The 23120-nt window shown below is 31.3% G+C and carries 17 protein-coding genes; 10 read left to right on the forward strand and 7 right to left on the reverse strand.

All coding sequences use genetic code 11. The features are described from left to right. Positions 1–11: 11 nt before the first annotated feature. From AB1280_RS15060 to AB1280_RS15085, 6 genes are all read right to left on the reverse strand, one after another. Positions 12–767 carry a thioesterase II family protein gene (locus AB1280_RS15060; protein ID WP_429757350.1) on the reverse strand — a complete coding sequence of 252 codons (756 nt, stop codon included), beginning with the start codon at positions 765–767 and terminating at the stop codon, positions 12–14. A gap of 29 nt (positions 768–796) precedes the next feature. Further along, entirely contained in the window at positions 797–4294 is a 3498-nt protein-coding gene (locus AB1280_RS15065) for an amino acid adenylation domain-containing protein (protein ID WP_429756323.1), read from the reverse strand. Continuing rightward, entirely contained in the window at positions 4294–5880 is a 1587-nt protein-coding gene (locus AB1280_RS15070; RefSeq protein WP_429756324.1) for a condensation domain-containing protein, read from the reverse strand. The genes AB1280_RS15065 and AB1280_RS15070 overlap by 1 nt, the downstream gene beginning before the upstream one ends. 321 nt (positions 5881–6201) lie before the next feature. Beyond that, positions 6202–7551, reverse strand: a complete 1350-nt coding sequence (locus tag AB1280_RS15075; RefSeq protein ID WP_429756325.1) for a nucleotide sugar dehydrogenase — start codon at positions 7549–7551, stop codon at positions 6202–6204. A 714-nt stretch (positions 7552–8265) separates the two neighbouring features. Continuing rightward, positions 8266–8931, reverse strand: coding sequence for a 4'-phosphopantetheinyl transferase family protein (locus AB1280_RS15080; protein ID WP_429756326.1), 666 nt, complete (start codon positions 8929–8931; stop codon positions 8266–8268). A gap of 295 nt (positions 8932–9226) precedes the next feature. Beyond that, the gene (locus tag AB1280_RS15085) at positions 9227–9463 is read right to left on the reverse strand and encodes a hypothetical protein (protein ID WP_429756327.1); all 237 of its coding nucleotides are present in this window, start codon (positions 9461–9463) and stop codon (positions 9227–9229) included. 821 nt (positions 9464–10284) lie between these two features. Here AB1280_RS15085 and AB1280_RS15090 point away from each other — a divergent pair. The 10 genes from AB1280_RS15090 (at position 10285) to AB1280_RS15135 (ending at position 21967) form a co-directional block, all read left to right on the forward strand. Next, positions 10285–11952: a B12-binding domain-containing radical SAM protein gene (locus AB1280_RS15090; protein ID WP_429756328.1), complete on the forward strand. Its 1668-nt coding sequence runs from the start codon at positions 10285–10287 to the stop codon at positions 11950–11952. Between the two features lie 17 nt (positions 11953–11969). Continuing rightward, on the forward strand, positions 11970–13241 hold the full coding sequence (gene yfmF / locus AB1280_RS15095) for an EF-P 5-aminopentanol modification-associated protein YfmF (protein ID WP_429756329.1): 1272 nt from the start codon (positions 11970–11972) through the stop codon (positions 13239–13241). Positions 13242–13245: 4 nt separating this feature from the next. After that, positions 13246–14475: a M16 family metallopeptidase gene (locus AB1280_RS15100; protein ID WP_429756330.1), complete on the forward strand. Its 1230-nt coding sequence runs from the start codon at positions 13246–13248 to the stop codon at positions 14473–14475. 12 nt (positions 14476–14487) lie between these two features. Then, positions 14488–15708 (forward strand): hypothetical protein, encoded by a 1221-nt coding sequence (locus tag AB1280_RS15105; RefSeq protein ID WP_429756331.1) that lies wholly within the window; start codon positions 14488–14490, stop codon positions 15706–15708. A gap of 1 nt (position 15709) precedes the next feature. Then, complete coding sequence (locus AB1280_RS15110; RefSeq protein ID WP_429756332.1) at positions 15710–16630, forward strand: phosphotransferase family protein; 921 nt, start codon at positions 15710–15712, stop codon at positions 16628–16630. A gap of 21 nt (positions 16631–16651) precedes the next feature. Beyond that, positions 16652–17761 (forward strand): flavoprotein, encoded by a 1110-nt coding sequence (locus tag AB1280_RS15115; protein WP_429756333.1) that lies wholly within the window; start codon positions 16652–16654, stop codon positions 17759–17761. A 16-nt stretch (positions 17762–17777) separates the two neighbouring features. After that, positions 17778–18920: a competence/damage-inducible protein A gene (locus tag AB1280_RS15120; protein WP_429756334.1), complete on the forward strand. Its 1143-nt coding sequence runs from the start codon at positions 17778–17780 to the stop codon at positions 18918–18920. Beyond that, positions 18901–20163 carry an MFS transporter gene (locus AB1280_RS15125; RefSeq protein ID WP_429756335.1) on the forward strand — a complete coding sequence of 421 codons (1263 nt, stop codon included), beginning with the start codon at positions 18901–18903 and terminating at the stop codon, positions 20161–20163. The genes AB1280_RS15120 and AB1280_RS15125 overlap by 20 nt, the downstream gene beginning before the upstream one ends. Positions 20164–20187: 24 nt before the next feature. Continuing rightward, complete coding sequence (locus AB1280_RS15130; protein ID WP_429756336.1) at positions 20188–21069, forward strand: hypothetical protein; 882 nt, start codon at positions 20188–20190, stop codon at positions 21067–21069. Positions 21070–21292: 223 nt separating this feature from the next. Next, positions 21293–21967: an HAD family hydrolase gene (locus AB1280_RS15135; RefSeq protein WP_429756337.1), complete on the forward strand. Its 675-nt coding sequence runs from the start codon at positions 21293–21295 to the stop codon at positions 21965–21967. Positions 21968–22635: 668 nt separating this feature from the next. Here the strand turns inward: AB1280_RS15135 and AB1280_RS15140 are convergent. Further along, complete coding sequence (locus AB1280_RS15140) at positions 22636–23118, reverse strand: DUF1641 domain-containing protein (protein WP_429756338.1); 483 nt, start codon at positions 23116–23118, stop codon at positions 22636–22638. Positions 23119–23120 lie beyond the last annotated feature (2 nt).

Genomic DNA, 23120 nt, shown 5'->3' on the forward strand with positions numbered 1-23120 from the left:
ATATCCCCCCTTTAAGCCTTTACGCTATTAACAAAATTATTAAACCAGATTATTTTTTCAATAAGCTCTTCTGATTCTTCACTTATTAAGAAATGCCCACCTACAATTTCTTCAACTACAATAGCCCCAGCAGTATATTTTCCCCATCCTTTTAAATCATCTTTTGTAATTTCCTTGTCTTGTGTTCCTCTGATTGTTAAGATAGGACTCTTAAGTTTTTTATCCGTTGAAATTGAATAGTTCTTTACCATTTGAAAATCACTTCTTAAAATTGGTAACATTATCTCCAATAACATTTGTTCTTTAAGAATCTCCGGATTAATTCCCCCTATCTTAATCACTTCGTCCATAAATATTTGATCAGGTACATTTAAATTTATTTCTTCGAGCTCAATATCTGGTGAAGGACGAGAGCAAAGCACAACACCTTGAAGTTGTATATCTGTATCAAGATTTATAGCTGTTTCAAATGCAAGTAATGCCCCAGAGCATTGTCCCATAAGTAAAATGGGGATATTATGACTCTTGCATTCTTTTTTAATCTCAATGGCTATTTCTTTCACAACTTCTTCTATACTTTCTGGTAAATTTTCTAGAAAGCGACTTTCACGTCCTGGAAGTCGTACTGCTACAACGTCAATCCAATTAGGGGATGCCATTGCAAAATCTTTTAATGCTGTTGTACCAGCACCAGCATGTAAAAAACAATATATACGCAGCTTTGAATTTTTAGCATCCTTCCAACGATTAAACCATTTTGATTGCATCAATTAAATCACTTCCTTTTTTTCTTATCTTATTTTTCTATCGAATCCTTAATTGATTTCTCTGCTAAATATGTCAAATAATTTAAAGTTGGATTAGCATAAAACTCTTTTAATGGTAAGGATATTCCCAATTTTTCACGTGACATTGCCATTAATCGAGCCATTCTTATTGAATCGCCTCCTAAATCAAAAAAATTATCGTCCTTATTTATATCCTGTATTTCTAATATCTCTTCTATTAATATCTTTAATTTATCAAAGAGATTGCTATTTTTATTTATTTCTGTTTTTTGCTTAGAAATTTGAAAAATATTATTAGAATATTTTTCAAGCTCTTTTCTATCTACTTTACCGTTAGCATTAATAGGAATTTGATTAAGTACCGCCCACCGATTTGGAATCATATATTCTGGTAAATTATTCTTTAAATACTCACGTAATGCGTTAAGAAAGTTTTCATCTTCATTCTTAGGAACTACAGCAGCTAATAACTGTCTATCAGAACTAGATTTACCAGTTGTTATAACTACTGCATCTACACTATTACTATACGATTTTATAACCTTTGAGATTTCTTCAAGTTCAATTCTATGTCCCCTAATTTTCACTTGGTGATCTCTTCGACCAAGATATTGGATACGATTATTTGAATCTATCCTTACAATATCTCCAGTTTTATAAAGTAGTTCATTAATATCGGGAGAAAAATAATTAAAACTTTTATTTGTTTCAGTTATATTCCCAACATAGCCAGATGCAAGACCATCTCCAGCGACAAATAATTCTCCAATTGCACCTGGAGGAAGTAGACGATAACAATCATCCAGAATATAGATTCGAGTATTTGGGATAGGATAACCAATCGGAAGTGGATCTTCTACGTTTTCAGGACAATCAATTGTATAAGTAGTAGTAAACGTAGTATTCTCAGTTGGACCATATCCGTTTGTAATAATTAGGTTTGGATTGATGGACAGTATTTTACGTACATATTCCGAAGGTACTATATCTCCTCCAGTTAAGAGTTGATGCACTCCTGAGAAACTCTCTGGAGTAAATTCGGCCATTAGACGGAATAGTCCTGATGTTAACCACATACGTGTTATTTCTTGATTCTGTATAAAATCTCCTAATTCACCTGGTGAAGGTATCCCTGGGGGATAAATAATACTTGTTCCTCCATTTAATAATGGACCCCATATCTCTAATGTAGATGCATCAAACGCTAGGGGTGCAAATCTTAAAAATCGCTCTCCTTGACCGAGTTTTACATAATCAACCCCATCCACTAATCTGATAACACCACAATGACGAACTGCAACACCTTTAGGAATCCCGGTTGAACCTGAGGTAAATCCAACATATGCTAAACGGTCTACATCAAAACTTAATTTATCGACAGGTACAGTTTTCTCATATTCCCATCTTTTTTCCCAAGTTTTTATCAATCGTATATCCTTGCCGTCTATAAGAGTTTGAAAACGATTTTTATTATCCTCAGAAACAATAATGGCACTAGGTTTACAAACATTTATTATTTGTGCAATTCGAGAGTTTGGCCATTGTGGATCTACAGCAACATATACTGCGCCAGCACGAAGAATTCCAAGTAAAGCAACTATTTCCTCAATTGAACGATCCAATGCTACAATTACGAAATCACCTTGTTTAACTCCCGATTCTACTAATTTATTAGCTTGAACTGTACTTACATGTTCAAGTTCTGAATATGTTAAAAAGGTCTCATTAGAAGGATCTATAACTGCTTTAGAATCTGGTGTTAAATCTACTTGTCTAAGAAATAACTGTTCAATGCTCTCCTGATGATATAATTGCTTTGTATCATTTAAAATTTCCAACCTTTCTAATTGGTCTAAAGAAATCCCACGAATATTTCCAACCCTTTTCTCAACATCTCCCGTTATTTCTCTAACAATAGTATTGAAGTTGTTAATAAATGCTTTAACTTCTGATTCATTAAATACGTCAGAAGAATATTCTAATTCGCCTCCAAAAAAAGGACTTGAATATTGTATAAAAAATGTCATATCGAAAGGAGAAGCCCCTCCATGACCATCTTCAATTTTAATTTGTAAATCTTCTATTTCTAACTCTCTTTTTATTAATTGATCATGCATAGCAAAAACAAATTGAATTAGTGGATTACGCCTAGAATCTCCTCCAATACCCATTTCACGTATTAGTTCATCAAATGGAACATTAGAATTATTTAGCGTATTCACTAAAGAGGATTGTATGTCTTTAATAAAATTCCCAACAGAAATCTCTTCATTAATATCAATTTGGACAGGGACTAAATTAGTACATAGACCAACTAGATCTCTTAACTCAAGTGTTGGGCGACCTGCAGATGGAACTCCTAAAATAAACTTCCGGTTACCTGTATAACGTGATATTAAAAGACTATAGGCAGAAAGAAATACAGCAAAAGGTGTAACGCCTAATTTCTTGGCAAATTCAACTATATTTCCAGAATCTTCAGTCGAAAAATGATATGGATGACGAACTCCATTCACACTTTGTTGTTTAGGTCTCTCCTTATCTGTTTTAAATTCTAAAGTTGTCGGAAACCCTTTCAAAGTATTTTGCCAATAATCTATTTGTTTTTTGAAAACGCCCTTATCACGTAATTCTTCTTGATAATTAATAAATAGGCTTGGACTTGGTGCTGGAGGGAGCGTTAGTTTATCATTTAATATAAATGCATGATATCTCTTGAAAATTTCATTAAGAACAATACCAATAGACCACCCATCTACGAGCATATGATGAGTAAAAAAGAAAAGCGAATGTTGCTTATCCCCATCAGTGATTAAAATAAACTTTACTGGTGGTTCCTCTTCAAGTTGAAAATTATAATTTTTTATATCTGCATGTGTCTGTTGTAATAAGCTATTAAAACCTTCTTTATCAGTCTTAATAATTTCAAAAGGAGGAACAAAATCATTTTGAATTATAGGTCTTAATCCAATTTCGCTCGAACAAAAATAAGTACATAAACCCTCATGCCTAGCTACGGTATCAAATATAGATTTACGTAGAAAAGATATATTTATTGTCCCTTCGCATTGTGCGTTAAAAACTAAATTATAAGCTGAATGTCCTAAAAGCTCTTGCATAATCCACATACCTTGTTGCCCATGTGTTGCTAAACTTTCCATCTCTAAACTATGTTTAGTACTATTAACAATACTTTCATTCTCATTTGAAATAGGATCATCAAAATAATCTTTATAGCTTTCTATACTACTAGTGATAACAGTAGATAGAAACTCTTTACTTAATAAAGATCCTATAGGCATATTAATTTGAGTTTCTCGTTCAACCCGGGATACCATATACATAGCTTTAATCGAATCCCCACCTAGCTGAATAAATGACAATTTATTGAAATCTTTTATATGTTGTTTATCCAAAGATAATATTTCTAGAGCAATTGTTTCGATTTTTCTATAATATGCGCTATTTTCAGGAGTTACTAAATTAATCTCATTAATTTTATTCATCATACTAACTCCTTTTCACGTGCTTTTTTGATAAGCATACTAATAGTTTTATCTATAAGGATTTGAATAGTTTCAAGTTTATAATGATCTTCACTAAATTTAATACCAAATACTAAACAGTCTTCAACTACATCACCTTCAAGCATTAGAAGATAACGTTCGCTTTGCTCTTGTGAACGATTCGGACCGTATAATTCATTATTTGGTGCTAATTCTAATAAAGAATCATGGCGTTGCATCAATCTATTCATTTGCCCTCGAAAATTATATCTAATATTTAACTTTGGTAACTTTTGCAGCTCCTTGTGAGCTGGATTAGAAAAATAACATAAGGCATCAAAACCAAAACGTCTTTTCGGCAAATAATTAAATTGCTCTGCCATTTGTTCAATCCAATTTGAATTTTCATTAATATGAGTACAATTTAAAATTACAGGATATGTATTAAGCACATAACCTACCGTTTCAGAAATATCCAAATCAAATGGTGTTATATCACGTCCGTGATGATATATATCAATTCCATGAATTTTTTGCTCATTCCATTGAGATATTACATAAACGGCAGCTGCTAACAATACTTCACTAAGACCAATATTATATCGCCGAGCAATATCCTTTAAATATTGTGTTTCCTTTAATGGAACAACACCTCTTAATGTATGAATAGTAGTAAGAAGCCCTTCTCCATTTCCATCTTTTTCTTTAGGAAATTTCATAATAGAATCCCAAGGTTGAGCTAGCCACTTTTTAGCATCTTCATTCGCTTCCTGACTAACAACCCATTTTTCAATTTCTTCAATGTATCTAAAAGGTTGTATTGAAACATTTTTATTCGCTTCTGAAATTCCCATTACACTTTGCAGAGCTTGTTCAATTTCATCAACTAATAAGTTTATCGAAAAGCCATCGATAGTTAAATGGTGAGCTAATATTAATAACCGCCCACGTTCTCCGTTAAATGGAAAATACAAAATTCGAAACACTACACCTTCCTCAATATCCATAGTTTTTTGTGCTAAATGACATTCCTCGCTCATCTCATTTAGTAGATTATTATAATCTTCATAATTTGATTTAATTAATACTTTATCTATGTCAGGGGGCATCACTTGGGCAATCCAACCCGTACTTACCTTTTTATAGGCTGTTCGTAATGCTTCATTTCTATCAATTACTATCTTTATTGCATCCCTAAGTTTTTCTACAGTTAATTCAATTGGAGTATAATAAAGGGCCCCTAAATTAAAATAATTAATATCACGTACAGGTTCATTTACCCAGCGATATTGAGTCGGCAATAACTTATGGTCCTTTTCTTTAATATTTAATACCGTAGATATTAGATTTTCATCATTGACTTGCTTTTGAATTAAATGCTCCTTAAGTTCACCTAAGCTTTGTAACATATATAAATCTTTTATAGAAATAGGAATTCTATTATCTTTGCACTTTGTTAAAAATCTAACTGCTAATAAAGAATCTCCCCCAGATAAAAAGAAATTTTGACTGTCATTAATTTCTTTGGTATTAAGTACTTCTTGCCATATCTGATTTAATAATTCCGCAGTGTCTATATTTTTCATAGGTATACTCCTCTTATAATAGATTTACTTAGACTTTTATTTTTATTGACATTATTGTATATAGGGCATCTTGAAGAATTCAATTCATGCAAAGTGTCAATCCATTCAAGTCCTATAAACTCACCACAACTTATATTAAATAGATAACCAATTACCGTTAATTACTTATTACACATAAAATATAACTAATAAATATAGTAGTTATTAGAATAACCTAGTGGGAGTAGGAACATCCTTGAAACTCTTTTTATAGATTTAAAGTTATTTGGATATTTACATTTCAATAGTCTAATTAATAAGAGAACAAACGACAAATTGTAATTATAATAAAATAATTTTTTCTCGTGAAGTTTGCACAAATTTTGTTGCATTTTTTGTATCTACGACTAAAGAGCAATTCGCTACAATATCCTGATAATTAAACACACTATGATCAGTTGCAATTATTACAACGTCCATATCACATAGATTATTGTTAGAAAGCTCTACTGAATACATAACTTCTGAATTAATATTGTTGACTTGAATTATCGGTACAAATGGGTCATGGTATACTACATGTGCTTTAGAACTTTTTAGTATTTCAATAATATTAAGAGCCGGAGATTCTCTATAATCTGAAATATCCTTTTTAAAGGATACCCCTAGAATTAAAATATTGGCATTTTCTACTTTTTTCCCTACTGAATTTAAGGCTTTTGATACTTTTTCTACTACAAAAGTGGGCATTGATGTATTTATCTCACCTGCTACTTCAATGGTTTTCAGCATAAAATTATGTTCTTGTGCTTTCCAAGATAAATAGAATGGATCAACAGGTACACAGTGTCCACCCACACCTGGTCCCGGGTAGAATGGATGAATTCCAAAAGGTTTAGTAAATGCCGCATCCAACATTTCCCATACGTTAATACCCATACGGTCACATAGCATAGCCATTTCGTTAACTAATGCTATATTTACACAACGATAAGTATTTTCAAAAACTTTAGCCATTTCTGCAATTTTTGCTGATGAAACTGGTACAACCGTCACAATTTGTTCGTAAAAAAGTACTGATAATTCATTACAACTAGGTGTAATCCCTCCTACAATCTTCGGAACGTTCAAACGTGTATGCTCTTTATTTCCAAAGTCAACGCGTTCAGGTGAATGCGCAAGAAAGTAATCCACACCTACTATTAGTCCTGTTGATTCTAAACTTTTTAAAATAATTTCTTCTGTAGTACCAGGATAGGTAGTACTTTCCAATATTATCATTTGTTCAGGATGAATAAATTTCGCAATCTTATTAACTGCATCTACTATATATGAAGTATCAGGCTCTTGATTAATTGTTAAAGGTGTTGGTACACAGATAATAATAATATCTGATATAGCAAGCATGTCGTAATTTTCAACACCAATAATTCTCCCTTGTAAAACCAATTCATTTAATTCTTCTGAGGATACATCCTCAATATAACTATTTCCAGTGTTAATTTGCTTAACCTTTGTTTGATCCTCATCAATTGCTAGTACTTTATAGTCGGCCTTGGCTAATTGTGTTGCTAAGCTAAGACCAACATATCCTGCACCAATTACCGCTACAATGGCGTCACGATTTAGAATTTTCTCTTTTAAATTTTTTTTAGAAACATGTTCCTTTTGAAGTAGAAGATGTTGACTCATGTTTTCTCCTTTCTGCAAATAAGATTTTTATTATGTCTTAAATGTATTTTTACAAAAATTCATAAATCCTTATAAAATAATTTGTTTTTTTTTCTTAATTGCTATTCCTAAAAATTGAATTTGTACAATAGTCAAAATTTCAACATGTATTTTGACCAACTAAACACTATCAATAAAAAAACTAATTAACCTATTAGTTTTTTTATTTAAATTAATACCTTCTAGTTCCACTGAAGTTTTTTAGAATATTTAGAATAAAATTACTACTATCAAATTATCATTTTTTACCATGCAAGTAAACTACTTTTTTAAATATATTTATTTTTTCTTAAATATATTTAAAAAGTAGTCTAATACATTCTTTTTTCACAATATAAATTAATTTTTTGTAACTACTCAGCCTATAGTTAAAAACACAAGACAAATAGAGGTAATCGCTACGAAGCGCTACCTCTAAGGTTTAGTTGAAGAGAGATCTAGTTCTCCTATTTTTATCTATTTTTTGGTACGGTGAAAGGTTGATTTCCCTTGTTTTTTGAGATTACATATAACTTCCGATTCGTAAAAAATTGCGAGCGCCGTATTCACTTCGGAAAGCACCACTTATTTTTCACCGTAACTTAACAGGGCGTATATCTTATTTCGCTTGATCGTATAGTTATTCTTGACCTAGAATACCACACTACATACAGAGATATTTTAGTTAAATCTTCATTAGCTAATACAATTTTGAAGGAAGTCATGGATTGTATGGATTCTGATTTTCTGAGGGAAATCAGAATGTGAAACACATACAGATAACTTGTATTCCTCATGAATCGAGTACTGCTTAAAGTGCCAAGCTTGTATTACTCCCTTTTCATGTACAGTAATCGATGTCGGTGTCATATTAATAGAGAAAGAATCCAATGGGATACTCAACCCTTTGCCTAGTGCTTTAATATAACTTTCTTTTAGCGTCCACAAGTCATAAAACCGCTCTAATTTTTCATTACCTTGTAACATCGATAATAGTTGTCGTTCAGGTAATGCGAAAAAACGACATACATGTTCAATGTCTATAGGTTGAATTTGCTCAACATCGATTCCAACCTTCTCCGTGTCGAACACACAAACGACAAATTTTCCCGCATGAGATATATTGAAATAAAAGCCCTTGGGCACAAGAAAATAAGGCTTTCCTAAAGAAGTCTCCGCAATATCAATCTCATGAAAAGAAACATTGCATTCATCTCTGGCGATAGTCCTAACTAATAAAGCTCCGATTAATGCACGATCACGATCTTCTTTACTTACATATCGCGCAATTTTACTTTGTTGATATTTTGGAAACAGTTGAAGATAATGGTAAAAGGCTTCTTCCTCTATTGGTTCAGCCATGTGAACAACTTCCAAGCGCATATGTTTTCGCATAAGTTTTTTATAGCAGCTTTCTTAACAAAATTTCTATCTTGTATTATCGAAATACGTCACCCTTTTTTTAGCGAGTAAATAAGAAATAAACGATAGAATTCTTGTCCGCTAAAGATCTATCCTTAGCTAAAAGCTTTCGTCTCCTACAATTAATAAATTATAATTTGAACGTGTAATCTATAAAATTAACAATTAAATATTATCTGATTTTGTTGAAACTTTATCCTTTGGTACAACTTGACAAACACTTATTCTATTTTCATCAATAAAATCTCTTACTATAAATATCTTTAAGTATAATCTCCTCCAAAACAGGTACTACATCAAATAAATTCATTTCATCAACTTTTTCTACAATTCCATTTTCTTCGAGTGCATAAGCTTCTTGCTCACACATAACTTCAACTAATTTTGATGCTGCGTATTTCAGTTTATCATCGTAAATCGAAAGAATTCTTTGAGTTAACGCACGTTTCTCTTGGTAAATTGTTTTTTTCATTGGAATTCCAATTATTGCACCTAATGCTTGAGCACTGCCAGTCTCTTTTACAACTCACCACTTTATCTGTGACCCTAGCATAGTAGCAGAGTAAGCTAAAATAAAGTTTCTTCTATATTAGTGTTCATTTTACACCTACCTCTATATCATATATTTGTGTTATTTATTTATGGAATTTTACCATTACCTTACAAATAAATCCACTTATTTTAAAATATTTAAAAAAAATTTAAAATATTTAAAAATAGGATTGAAATTTCGAATTTTTAGAATTATAATACATTTATAGTTAACTATATAAAATAATAAAGGAGGTGAATAAAATGAAAAAAGCAACAGTAAAAGAATTACTAAAAAACTACAAGATTGCTACAGTAGTATGTCAAAAGTAAGTAATCTGAAGGGATGTATATAAACGACCTTCATCAAAATGAAATTAAGGTATTTAAAATGTGGACTCTAATAAATTTAAGCCTTTTGAAGACTTTCAAAGGGAGGTGAGTAAATTGAAAAAAGCAACAGTAAAAGAGTTACTAAAAAACTACAAGATTGCTACAGTAGTATGTCAAAAGTAAATAATTTGAATTGATACATATAAATGGCCTTTATCAAAATGAAATTAAGGTATTTAAATGTGGATTCTAATAAATTCAAGCCTTTTGAAAGTTTTTAAATGGAGGTGAGAAAAATGAAGAAAAACACAGTAAAAGAGTTATTAAAAAACTATAAGATTGCTACAGTAGTATGTCAAAAGTAAAAAAAGTGAGAGGGTAAGTTTTTCTTTCCCTCTCTATTATTCTATTTATAGAGGAGGGCACAATATGCCGGATGTATTAATATCTAGAATATCTTATCGTTCACGTTCTGGAAACGTGAACGAAATGGAGGAATCTGGTATTTGTCATGCGTATGGCGCTTTATACCATGCTGGAATAAATACGGAAGTTCAAGATTTCTATTTAAACCATAATTTAACTATTGATGATGTTTTAAGAAGTGACGCAAAGATACTTCTATTTTATGTTAGATGGCCAGGGGAGTTTTGGGCAGAAAATCAGAAATTCATTAAGGAAATTCGTGAAAAGGATAAGTATAAAGATCGGGTGATTGCTGTATTTGGGGAAACAGCAGTTGGCCAAGAAAAAGCATTAAAGGAAACTCCAATTAATGTAGTAATTACGGGTGAAGAATTAGAAATAGTAGATTATTGCAAAGCGATTTTAAACAATGATAATTGGAAAGAGTGTAGTGGAATAGCATATCTAAATGAAGAACAGTTACCCATTTTTAATCGAGGGCGAGAGTTAGTACATAATTTAGATGAGCTTCCAAAAGCAAAACATTACTGGCTAGAGTACTGTAAAGAACAGGGGATTTCATTGGACTTTACAAAAGCGGCTATTCGTACTTCACGTGGTTGTTACGCACGATGTAAGTTTTGCTACATAACTGGATACGATAATTTATATGAAAATTATACGTGGCGTTCTCGCTCGACGGAAAATATATTTAATGAAATTAAAGAGATAGTAAAAGAGTTTGGTATAACTGAATTTATTTTTTCAGACGCTACATTTTTTAATCGAAGTAAGCAAAGTAAAGATCGGGCAATTGAACTTTCAAAGTTAATAAAACAATCTGGCTTAGACATTTCATTTCTTATCTATACAAGAGCAAACGACGTAGATAAAGAGACTTTTAAAATAATGAAAGAAGCAGGGCTTTACGCTGTTTTAATGGGACTTGAAAGCTTTGTACCTGCAAAAATGAGGAGATATTCTAAAGGGAACACAGTTGAACAAAATTATAATGCTTTAAAAGTATTTAAAGAGCTCGATTTATATATGAATTTAGGGTTTATTTTATTCGATAAAGATACAACATTATCGGAATTAAGAGAAGACCTAAAAGGATTAAAGTGGCTTGTGAATGATAAATCAGAGCTAATTACTGATCCAACAACTTTAGTTGGTAGTGTGTTTATTCCATATGAGGGAAGTAGAGTAGAAGCAGAGTATTTCAATTACAAAGAGGAACAATTCTTATTTAGTGCAATAAATGATAGATTAGGGCAGTTAGATTCTATGAAAAAATATGGATTTAAGGATGCTTATGTTGCAGCATTGGCTGATGCTGGATGGCTTTTTGGAAGAGAAGTAGGAAGTCAACAATATCATAAACGAAAACTTCAAGGTGAAATGATTTCTAGATTATTAGAAGATGAAAATGATGATGAAGCTATGAATGCTGTAGAAAAACTATTAGCTTGGAGAAATAAATTAGCTAAATTTGCAGTGTATACCTTTGCTGACATTGTAGAGGAAGTGGCAAAATCAGAAGATCCCGTTAACGAGAGATTTCATGCACTTGACCGCGCTTTTGAAAAGTTCAAAAACTACAACAGGAAATACTTAGGAGACCACAATACAGAAATGCGATGGATAGATGAATATCAGAAATTAAGGGAAAAGGAACTAGCATTATTATAATAAGGAGAGTTTATTAAATGGTGAAAGATTTTACGCAATTTCGAATAGAACCAGGATTTGACACTTATATTAGTCAGCCGATTTTATCAAAAACAATATCTGTTTACTTATTCAATATTAGTAAATTAAATAAAAATCATACATCGATTTATTCCTTAATTCCCAATATTCTTTCCCGTGGTACAAGTATGTATCAAACAAGCTATGAACTGAATCAAAAATTCGCAGAGTTATATGGATTACGTTTCGATTCAACTGCAATGAAACGTGGTGACTTTTTAGTTAACAGATTTAGAATGGTCTTTCCGGATCAGAAATACATCCAAAGTAATCCTAATCTTTTAGAAGAAACTTTAAAATTGATGTATGAAATTATAAATAGACCATTTTTAGAAGATGGAGAGTTTCTAGAAGAATATATTGAACAAGCTAAGAATAATCAGTTGATTCTTTTGAAAAATTTAAAAGACAATAGATTTCCTTATGCACTATCTAAGTTTGATGCACATTTATGCGCCAATGAGCCATTCGCAATAAATGCATTGGGTTCAGAAGAAGAAATCAAGAGTATTAATAAAGAGTCAATTTTTCATTATTACAATCAAATGTTAACAAACAATACTTTATTGTTTGTTAGGGGAAACGTTGAACATGATCAAGTCTTGAAGGATGTAGAAAATAATTTTTTATTAAATCGAAATGAAAACGTGGATGCGCTCCCTGTTACTCATTTATTTCCACATTCTCAATCTTTAAAAGAAGTAGTGGAAATAAGCGGCTCTGGACAGAGTATTTTAATAATCGGAGGAAGACTGGGGATTAATCGAAAGCACAAGGAATGGATTGCATTAGAAACAGCATTATTTATTCTAGGTGGATATCCACAATCTACTTTATTTAAAAAAGTTAGGGATGAACAGGGATTAGCTTATACGGTTTTATGCTATCCCAATAGTATTAAAGGTATATTTAATATAATTGTAGGAATAGATGAGAAAAATCTGCAACAAACCAAGCAAGTAATTTTAGAAGAGTTATATAAAATCCGGGATGGACAAATTAGTGAAAAAGAGTTCCAAAATGCGAAACAAATGTTGCTTCAACAATATATTACCGTGTTAGAAAACGCAACTGAGCACATTGAGACATATTTAAATGGCATTCTTGCTGGAGGTATCCTTTCCGTTCAAGAACGTATTCATATTTTACAGAATGTATCTATTCATGATGTAAAAAGAGCTGCACAAAGAATTCAACCAGAACTTATCTATTTTCTTAAGGGAGAATAAAAGTATGGAACAACAATTAAACCTATTTAGTAATAATATGTTTCATTATCAATTAGATAATGGTATCAATGTGTCATTTATTAAAGTTCCTGAGCAAAAACAAAATTTAGCGATGTTAACTGTATCTTGTGGTTCTTATTATAATCAGTATTTAGATAGCAATGATAAAATTGTGGTATCCCCTTCAGGGATGGCGCACTTTTTAGAACATATTTTATTTGATAATGAAGAGAAAAAAATTCATGAACAGTTTGCAGAAAATGGTGCAATGGCAAATGCATTTACAAGCTATGATAAAACATCATTTTTTGTGTCAACAATTGGAGATTTAAAAAACACTATTAATATTTTATTAAAAACAGTGTATAATCCGCTTTTCAACAAAAGTATGGTAGATAGAGAGAAGGAAGTAATTAAACAAGAAATTTCTATGTATCAAACAAATCATGATTATCAATCTGATATCAAACTAATGTCAATATTTAAAAGCGATAGTCAGTTTAATATATTGGGTTCTATAGAAGATGTGGAAAAAATAACAACTGAACAACTTTATAACTACCACAAAACATACTATCAACCGGATAATATGTACCTTACAGTAATGGGAGATTTTGAAATTGAACAGCTTTTTAAGGAAATCCAGCAGTTAGTAAAAACTTTACCGCATTATAAAATAAAAAAATTTCCAATGGAAAAATTAAATAATGTAAGTATAAATCTTGCTTATCATGAGGAGACAATTCGATTAGGATGGGTTATTCCTTTATCTACTTCCGGGTTAGGAATTGAGTCATATTTTATTTATAAAATTGGATTTGAAGCATTATTCGGAGAGAGATCACAGTTTAGCTATGAATTACAGAAAAATGGAGACATAGTTAAACCTGTTCAATTTAAATTAGAATATATAAATGATGAATTTTATCTCGTTTTGGAAATGCAAGGTAAGTATAGTGACAATATAAAGGATAAAATAATTGAATATTTCAATAAAATAAAATCCGGTGAGATTGATAGTAATATATTTGCTGTCACAAAAAAACAAATATATGGGGATTGGATACATAGTTTTGATGAGCCCTTTGAATTTATATATGATCTTACAGAAGTTTTCAATTTGAAATTAACAATGGACACTTACTTAAATAATTTAATGAATATTAAGGAGGAGAAGATATTAAAATATCTTCAAAAAATAATAGATGAAGAATTGCTTAGAACAATTAGTTAGGAGCGAAGATAAATGAATATTTTAACACCTAATCTACAAAAGGTATTACCAGAATACATTGGGAAAGCTATACATGAATCTCCATGGGAGCTACCGACCAATCATATTTTAATTGGTATTGAAGGTGCTGTAGAAGCTAGTGAGACGTTTTTTCAAAATGAAGATAACATTTTAATGGAATTTATACAGTTTTTAATAGATGACTCTTATAAACGAAATACGTACTATCCGATTGATATTAGTGTAAATTTTAAGGAGAAAAAGATTGAATTACCAGATAATGAAGATGAGATAGTAGATTTTTTTATTGATTTAGCCTGGAAATGCAACTTATTTGAAGGTGCTGCAATAATTAATTCTTTGAGAAACGATTCACGATTAGAATCAATATTGTTTCGGTTAGCAGCACGAACTGACATTATGACAGATGGCCATGGAAAAGAACTTGTTTATTCCTATTATAAGTTTAAGGATTTTCTATCCGAAGATGAACGTTGGCGTTTTTTAACTCATACATTCCAAGCGATTTTCAAAGCTATATTTGCAGAAATGACGGTATCTAAAGCAACTTGGGGGAGAACCCGTTTCTTAGGAAAACAGTTAAAGCCATTCGATATGTGTGTTATTCCTCGTGAAGAAATGGAGGAAAGTGACAAAAGGAATTTGTATGAACTTGTCAAAGACGACGAGGGAAAAAAAGCAATGTGGTATATCGATGAGGTATTAGACCCTGAAGATAATGAGTTACAAAAAGTTTGTATGATACGTGCAATTGAATCCGTAGGCTCCAGAAGACATTCTATTTCAAGTTGCAGAGCAGCATGTAAATTAGAAGAGAAACTACCTTTTATCGATCAGTTATTTATGTGGAGAGGCATTTTAGAATTTTTCCTGACGGATCCCACACCTAACCTAAGTAAGGAACAATTCGAAAAAATGATAGAGTCTGGAAAAAAAGAGATCTCTACAGAGAAAGTTTCTTTAAACGATATAAGAAGCGCTAAACAAAGTGCTAAACATTTAATGGGGATATGTCAATTATTACTTGAGCAAGGAACGCCTATAGAAAGTATATATAAAGAACTTTTAAAGAAAGCTTTAGAAAAAGAAAAAAGTGTACATTTAACCAACATATTTAACGCAATGTATCTTTTTGGAGAAAAGTTAGGCAAAGAGTATAAGCATATCGCACTAGCAAGGTGTGCATGGGAAACGGCAAGGGTAGCGAGATGATATGCCAGAACAATTAAAAACAAAGATTATAAATCAATTAAGAGAACTACATAGTGATTTGCCTATATGTAATATCGTTTCATTGAAAGGAGGTTATTTAAATCACGTATTTCAAATGAATAACAATTCTGATTCAGTGATTGTGTGGTTTAGCGAGGATCGGACTTCACCTAAGCTTTCTCGTCAATTACTAGCAATAAAAATGTTAAAAAATTATTTTGGTTCTTTAATTCCCGATGTTTATGCAAGTAACCAAACTTCGATTGGTTGTTATTATATGATGAATAAGCTAAAAGGCAATAATCTTGAGCAATCTTTACCATACTTAACCACAAACGAACAAATTAATTTTTTTGAATTAATGGGAAATTTGTTAGGAAATATCCATTCTATAAGAAGTGAGAATCAAGTTGGTTATTTAGAAAATATGCAAAACATAACGTGGAAAGACTGGTTAAACTCGTATATTACTTCTTTAATTCAAGAGTTGCTATCTATAGAAACAAAATGTCGTAATCAAGATTGGCTAATGGTTCAGAAATCATTAATTGCACATTTAAATTATATTGATGAGCCCATTAATTATTCATTTCTGCATGGGGATTATTATCCTGGTAATATTTTACACGATAATGGTTTTATATCAGGATTATTAGATTTTGAATGGAGCCTTTTTGGTGATCCACTTTATGACTTTCGAGTAATGGAAGTATTTATTTTTGGAGACTTTCCATATCGCGAAGTGTTTTATAATTCTTATAGAAAAACCCGAAAATTACCTAATGATTTTTATAAAACAATAGCTTTTTATACTAAAGTCTATCAACTGGAATTAATATTAGTGGCATATCGCTTCTTTGAAAAAAATCATTACTTTATTGAAACAATGGAACCAGAGTTAATAAATTGGGCTAGTAAATAATAACGAGGAGGATCCATAAATATGTCTCTTTATGGAAAAGTAATATATTATATTCTTACTGGAGCAAGGAAAAGCAGCTTGGCATATGAAAATATTGAAAGATTAACAGAATTAGGAGCAGAAGTATACGTAATAATAACAGAAGATGCAAAACAATTTGTTTCAATTTCTAGGTTAGAAGAAATATCTAATCATACAGTTAGAGATAGTTTTAAAAAGGGGCCAAAAGAAACATCGTTACCTCTTGAAGACTTAATTATTGTTGCACCAGCCACATATAATACAGTAAATAAAATTGCTCATGGGATTGCGGATAATCTAGCGACATCACTTGTGGCAACCGCTATAGGTAGAGGAACTCCTATCTATATAGCACCTAATATGAATATTAATTTGTGGTCCAGTCCAATTACACAAAATAGTGTGAAAAAATTAACAAATATAGGCGTGAATATAGTATATCCACAAATTGAAAATGATTATTGTACAATGGCTGAACCCTTGAAAGTTTTTGATTCTGTTGTACATGACCACATTAGAATTAGGTTTAAGCATCGTCAGCTTCAAAATGTAATAGACGGTGAAGAAATTATAAAAAAATGGTACCCTGAATTTAGAAAAATAGGAAAGAAATTAACAAATGATACTACTTCTAGTGCCGGATGTATTTCTGTTCGTTTAGAGGAAGGCTTTCTTATTACAGCTTCAGGAGCACATCTTGCTGATTTAAAAATTACTGATTTAACAATTGTTACAAATTGTTGTGCTAAAAGTAATTATATTGAGTGGTATGGTTCAAGCCCCCCTTCATCCGAGTCCCCCTTACATCATGAGGCTTATCAATTTTCAAATGAAATCGGTTCAGTGATTCATGTTCATTACCCTCATGTTACGTATTCGGCGTTATTCAAGGAATTGCGTTCTAAAGAGTATTATTCGTACGGGACTTTTGAGTTTGGTAAAAAACTTATTACAGAAATGCATTATCGTAACTTGAATAATTTCATTATTGCAAAAGATCACGGACAAATTGTAACTGGTATTTCACTAGAACACGCTTATAAAGAATTGCAAGATAAAATTGATATTTATGAAATAAATAATCTTAAAGAAAAAGCTGTTGTGTCATAAAAGAGGGAGAGGGAAAATGGAAACAGTATCAATTATTACAGTAGGTTCAGAAGTAACTAATGGTAATATTCTAAACACAAATGGACAATGGCTTTCTAAACAGTTAACTGATTTAGGCTTCAAAGTCCAATCCATTACTAGTGTTCTCGATAACCCACCTCAAATAACTGAAGTTATAAAATATTTCTCTAATTATAGTAAGTATATAATTATAACAGGTGGATTGGGCGCTACACATGATGATACAACAAGAACAGCTTTCGATACTCTATTTGATCTGAGTTGGTGTTGCGATAGAAAAAGTTGGGAAAAAGTAAATCAATTTATGAATGGTTGGGGGATAGCGAGCTTTCCTTATGAAGCATATAAACAAACAATGATTCCATCTGAATCATTAGTATTACCCAATGAAAAAGGAACAGCTCCAGGATTTTATATGCAAAAAGACGATATTCATTATATTTGTTTACCAGGTGTTCCAAACGAAATGGAAGAAATATTTTCCAAATATGTACAACCTATAGTTAATTCAAAGTCATATAAAAATAATAAGTTGACTGATATTATGTTATATGGAGTAACAGAGGAGGAAGTTTCGAGAATAATTGATCCGATTTTAAGTGAGAGCAAAATAGAATATGCTATCTTGGTTAATGAGGGCATGATTCAAATAGAGATATTTTTAAAGCAGGGATATGTAGATACTGAGGTAAATAAATTATTATATGAAATAAAGTCAGTATTATCTCCTTGGTGTTACAGCTATCACAATATATCAGTGGAAGAAGCAGTTAGTAAAAAGCTTGCTAAGAAGAAGATATATATCTACGACAATGCACTTGGGGGAATTTGTTCATATTTATTGTACAAAAAAGACAGAAGATTAAATTTATTTTCAGAGGTTTTTATAGGTCGGAACGAAGGACATCTATACGATCACGAAGATGTGAATATTGATATCAAAAATATATCATCACAAGAAAATACAATAGAAATATTAGTAACTATCCAAGTGAATGGAAATGTACGTGAATTCCGACATTCTGTTTCATCATTTATATCCGTACCTTTAAAGCGTTTGGGAAGACAAGTTTTAGTTGATTTACAAAACGTGTTAAAAGAAGAGGAGATTAAAAGCAATGAATATGACATTTACTAAATTAGGGGTATTTAACAATAAATGGTTTACCATATATTTTTTAGGAGCTACTTTTTCAAAAATAGGAAGTCAAATTTATCGATTAGCCATTCCTTGGTTTGTGTTTGAGAAAACAAATTCAATTGGTATGATGAGTTTAATGTGGATTGTTGAAGTTGCACCTTTTGTAATTCTTGGTCCTTTTCTAGGAGCAATGATAGATAAATGGAACAGAAAAAAGGTTATGATATGGTCCGATTTTGGTCGTTTTTTATTAGTTGCTATGTTGCCAGTATTTTCATTGCTTGGTACAGTTCATATTTGGACAATATTTGTTATTGGATTTTTATTGTCAATTCTTTCGTTATGTTTTGACCTAGTTGCGGATTTTGACATGTTACCAAGATTAGTAAAAGAGGACCAATTAACTTCTGCGAATTCTATTTATATGGGTATGGATAATTTAGCAAATTTATTTGGGCCAGCCATAGCAGGTGTTACAATTGCTTTAGTAGGAACGATTAATGCAGTTTTATTAGATGCGCTTTCTTATCTGTTCACGTTAATTGTAGTTATCATTTTACCAATAAAGTTTGGTGAAGTAGAAAAAAGTGATGAAAAAATGACACCAAAGAAAGTGCTTAAAGATGTAAAAGAAGGAATGTTATTTTTATTTAATAATAAAATTTTGTGGGTATTAGCAGTTATAGGTTGTCTATATAATTTGGCAGTAGGAGCATTATACACCGTAATGACATACCATTTAGCAAATGATTTTAATCTTAGTGCTGCGATTGTCGGAAATGTATATTCAATAATGGGGGCTATGGCATTATTAGGGTCCTTTATGGCCCCTTTTGTAATAAAATATATGAGAATGGGATATGCAATTACACTTGTAGGATTGACTTCTTTGGTAGGAACAATTTTACTTGCTGTATTTAATGATTGGCGCCTTGCCATGATTGGATATGCAATATTGAACATCGGTGGAGTGATGTTAAATATTTATACATTTACTGTTAGACAAAAAGAAATTCCTAATCAATTTATGGGAAGAATCAATGCTGCATATCGTATGGTATTAACAGTGTCTTTCCCATTATCTGGAGTTGTGTTAGGTGGATTAGCCACAGCTTTCGGAGCAAAAATAGCTTTTATGGCCACAGCATCGCTTATGTTTGTTGTTATGTTATTTATTCTTTTATCAAAATTACCACTTTATCAGGAAGGTACAGAAGAAAAATCTAAAACTGCAATTTAGAAAATATTATAAAAAGAGAGGAGGATGAAATTGTACAAATTATACAGTAGTTTTAAAAAAAGTATCCAAGACGATTTAATTTTTGTTGGACTAGTACCAGAGTTGAAATTAGCTCGTTCTGATTGGAATATTTTTGAAATATCAGTTCGTGAGGAAGGTAAAAAATGGAACACATTTTGGTATAGGGTTGCTACACCGAATGCTAAATTTCGTGTAAAACAATTTTTTTTAGATATTATGGAACCATCTTTTCCTGATACATGTATTTATAATGCAAATGGATATTGTTATACAAATGAAAAAATTACTTATTGGAAGGGAATTAACTATAAAGGTAAAGAATCATACGTACTATCCTTATGGAAAACTCAAATTGAAATTTCAATAGACGACGGAAATGTAGAACAAGATGAAATGGAAAAATTTTTACTTTCTCTCATTCCTATTGATAAGACAAAAGCTGAGACTATTATTCGTAAACCTTTCCATCAGTTAAGTTTTCATGCAAGAACTGGAAAAGGCGGATCAGAAATTGGCAGAAGTAACCACTGGACATCACCATCAATTAAGGATTATAGCGCATTACCTCTGAATTTACCCAAAACATGGGAACTTGAATCTGTGGGGTACACTAATCAAGAAACACAATACATCTATTGGGATTCTGTTCAAAAAGTTTATAGTCTTTGGGCGCTTAAACAAAAAGAGAAAAATTACTATTCGAAACATTCTTGGATAAGGAATTATAGTACACCAATAAGTATAGGAAAGTATGAACTATATTTTCATCCCACTCGTGGTACGGTTGTCTTTGAAAGTTTAGAAAAAGAATGCATTGTTTATGTTTTTAGAGGGACTCCATCTACTACCCAAAGTATGGTTAAGGAATTTTTGGGAATAAATTAAAGTTGCTAAAAGTCTTTTGTGTACCAACTTTATTGTAACTAATAATATATATTCGTACTTGCTTTTGTAATACTAAAAGTGTTGTACAAGTTGATTGAAAATCGTAGTTGTTAAGTGCCCATTATGAAAACTACCCTTCTCTAAATAGGTTGTGATAATAAAGCTATACTTTTTATAACACAATTAGGTATTTTTTTATATTTTTAACTTGTAGGTGATTAAAGTGTTAGAAGCAATTATATTTGATTTTGATGGATTAATAGTGGATACAGAAATGCCTGAATTCGCTGCTATTAGTGCTATTTATAAAGAGTATGACATGGAATTACCGATAGAACTATTTCAAAAGTACATTGGAAGAGAATATGAATCATTTGATTGGTGGTCATTTCTTGAGAGAAAGCTTAGTTATACAATTGATAAAGAATATCTAAACCAGAAAAAGAATGTACATGTTGAGAGGCTTATACAAAAAGAGGGAATAAGACCTGGTATTAAACACATAATTAAGCAAGCTAGAAATATGAATATTCGATTAGCCATAGCATCTAGCTCTGATAAAGGTTGGGTGATTGAGAATTTAAAACGAATTAATTTACTTGATCAATTTGAATTAATAATAACAGGTGATGACGTTGTACATAAAAAACCATCTCCAGAAATTTACAAATTAGTAATGAGTAGTTTGAATATACAATCTAATAAAATAATGGCATTTGAAGATTCTCCTAATGGGGCAATCGCTGCGTTACGAGCAGGTATTCCGTGTGTTGTATTTCCAAATCAGTTAACCTTTAATTGTACATTTCCAGAAGGAGTTACAATTTATAAATCCCTAAGTAATGTTTCTTTAGAGGCGTTATTTGAAACTGCTCTCTCAGTTTCAACAGCACCTTAATTCTTAGAAGAAGGTACTAATATGTCTTTAGATAATCTTATTAAAGATTTAAATTCAACTACTGATGATTTATTAAAAAGTAGGGGCGCATTCTGTTCGAATTAATAGTAAGTAGTAAAAATATTTAATTTAGTAGAACCGATTCAAAAATCTAAAATGGGTATTTATTCATTTCATGATTTTTAGAGTCAGCTTCTTATTAGTTATGGGAGTTTATACAAAAATATTTATCAGTATGGATTCAGCTATTTTTTCCACACCTGAAGATACAAATAATCCCATAGGTACTGTATATGTTTGCGAAATAGAAACTGCTGAAGAATCTGTATCACCGTTGGTACAAAATAAAATTAACTAATTAGCAAACTAATTAAAGATGACGATTTATTAAACTCATAACGGCCATACAAAATATTCACCACTTGATATTCTTGGCATCACTCAAGAATATCAAAATTCACTTCAACACACATCCCCAAAAATTTCATATGTTGAAGTCTTATTTAACAAATACGGAAACTTGTATTCTCTATCTAACAAAAATAATCCAGATATTAAAAGCATCTGGATTATTTTTATTAACTTGATGACTATGACTTAGTAAAGCTCTTTTTTTCTTTATCAGCTTTTTATTTAACGAGCGAATACCGAAAAGCAACTTCATGTCTTTATTTTTGTTCCAATTCTTTCCCAAATGCCTTCAAAAAATTAAACCCAAATGTAATTGCTCGGTTTATGTCTGGATCTCGTAATACTTTAAAGAAATCCATTACACCTGTTTTCCTGCCTTTTTCCAGTTCATCTGTTGCATATTGTAAACCTGTAACTAAACTAGATGTGACTTGCTTTGTCACTTCTGGGTCTACTGAAGATAGTGCTTCTCCTGCACCCATCATATTATTTAATACATTTTTTACTGGTTCACGGTTTAGTTGTTCAATCGCAATTTTTGAAACATCTTCTTTCGCTGCCAGCAAGCTTACAGCGGCATCTAGTAAGCCAGCTTTTTGAAGCTGTGCTAACAAATGAATCGTTTCCTCAATTGCTTGTTGATTCTCTCCTAATTGTTGTAATAATCCCTCTGAAACTTGTTGTTTCTTTTGTTCCTCTGTTACAACCGTTTTTTGAATCATCGTAATTTCTTTTGCCACAA

The sequence above is a fragment of the Bacillus sp. S10(2024) genome (assembly GCF_050473865.1).
GTDB lineage: Bacteria > Bacillota > Bacilli > Bacillales > Bacillaceae_G > Bacillus_A.

Coding starts and splice junctions, on each gene's coding strand:
- AB1280_RS15060 (WP_429757350.1), bottom strand. CDS start 767: ATGCAATCAAAATGGTTTAATCGTTGGAAGGATGCTAAAAATTCAAAG.
- AB1280_RS15065 (WP_429756323.1), bottom strand. CDS start 4,294: ATGAATAAAATTAATGAGATTAATTTAGTAACTCCTGAAAATAGCGCA.
- AB1280_RS15070 (WP_429756324.1), bottom strand. CDS start 5,880: ATGAAAAATATAGACACTGCGGAATTATTAAATCAGATATGGCAAGAA.
- AB1280_RS15075 (WP_429756325.1), bottom strand. CDS start 7,551: ATGAGTCAACATCTTCTACTTCAAAAGGAACATGTTTCTAAAAAAAAT.
- AB1280_RS15080 (WP_429756326.1), bottom strand. CDS start 8,931: ATGGCTGAACCAATAGAGGAAGAAGCCTTTTACCATTATCTTCAACTG.
- AB1280_RS15085 (WP_429756327.1), bottom strand. CDS start 9,463: ATGAAAAAAACAATTTACCAAGAGAAACGTGCGTTAACTCAAAGAATT.
- AB1280_RS15090 (WP_429756328.1), top strand. CDS start 10,285: ATGCCGGATGTATTAATATCTAGAATATCTTATCGTTCACGTTCTGGA.
- yfmF (WP_429756329.1), top strand. CDS start 11,970: ATGGTGAAAGATTTTACGCAATTTCGAATAGAACCAGGATTTGACACT.
- AB1280_RS15100 (WP_429756330.1), top strand. CDS start 13,246: ATGGAACAACAATTAAACCTATTTAGTAATAATATGTTTCATTATCAA.
- AB1280_RS15105 (WP_429756331.1), top strand. CDS start 14,488: ATGAATATTTTAACACCTAATCTACAAAAGGTATTACCAGAATACATT.
- AB1280_RS15110 (WP_429756332.1), top strand. CDS start 15,710: ATGCCAGAACAATTAAAAACAAAGATTATAAATCAATTAAGAGAACTA.
- AB1280_RS15115 (WP_429756333.1), top strand. CDS start 16,652: ATGTCTCTTTATGGAAAAGTAATATATTATATTCTTACTGGAGCAAGG.
- AB1280_RS15120 (WP_429756334.1), top strand. CDS start 17,778: ATGGAAACAGTATCAATTATTACAGTAGGTTCAGAAGTAACTAATGGT.
- AB1280_RS15125 (WP_429756335.1), top strand. CDS start 18,901: ATGAATATGACATTTACTAAATTAGGGGTATTTAACAATAAATGGTTT.
- AB1280_RS15130 (WP_429756336.1), top strand. CDS start 20,188: ATGAAATTGTACAAATTATACAGTAGTTTTAAAAAAAGTATCCAAGAC.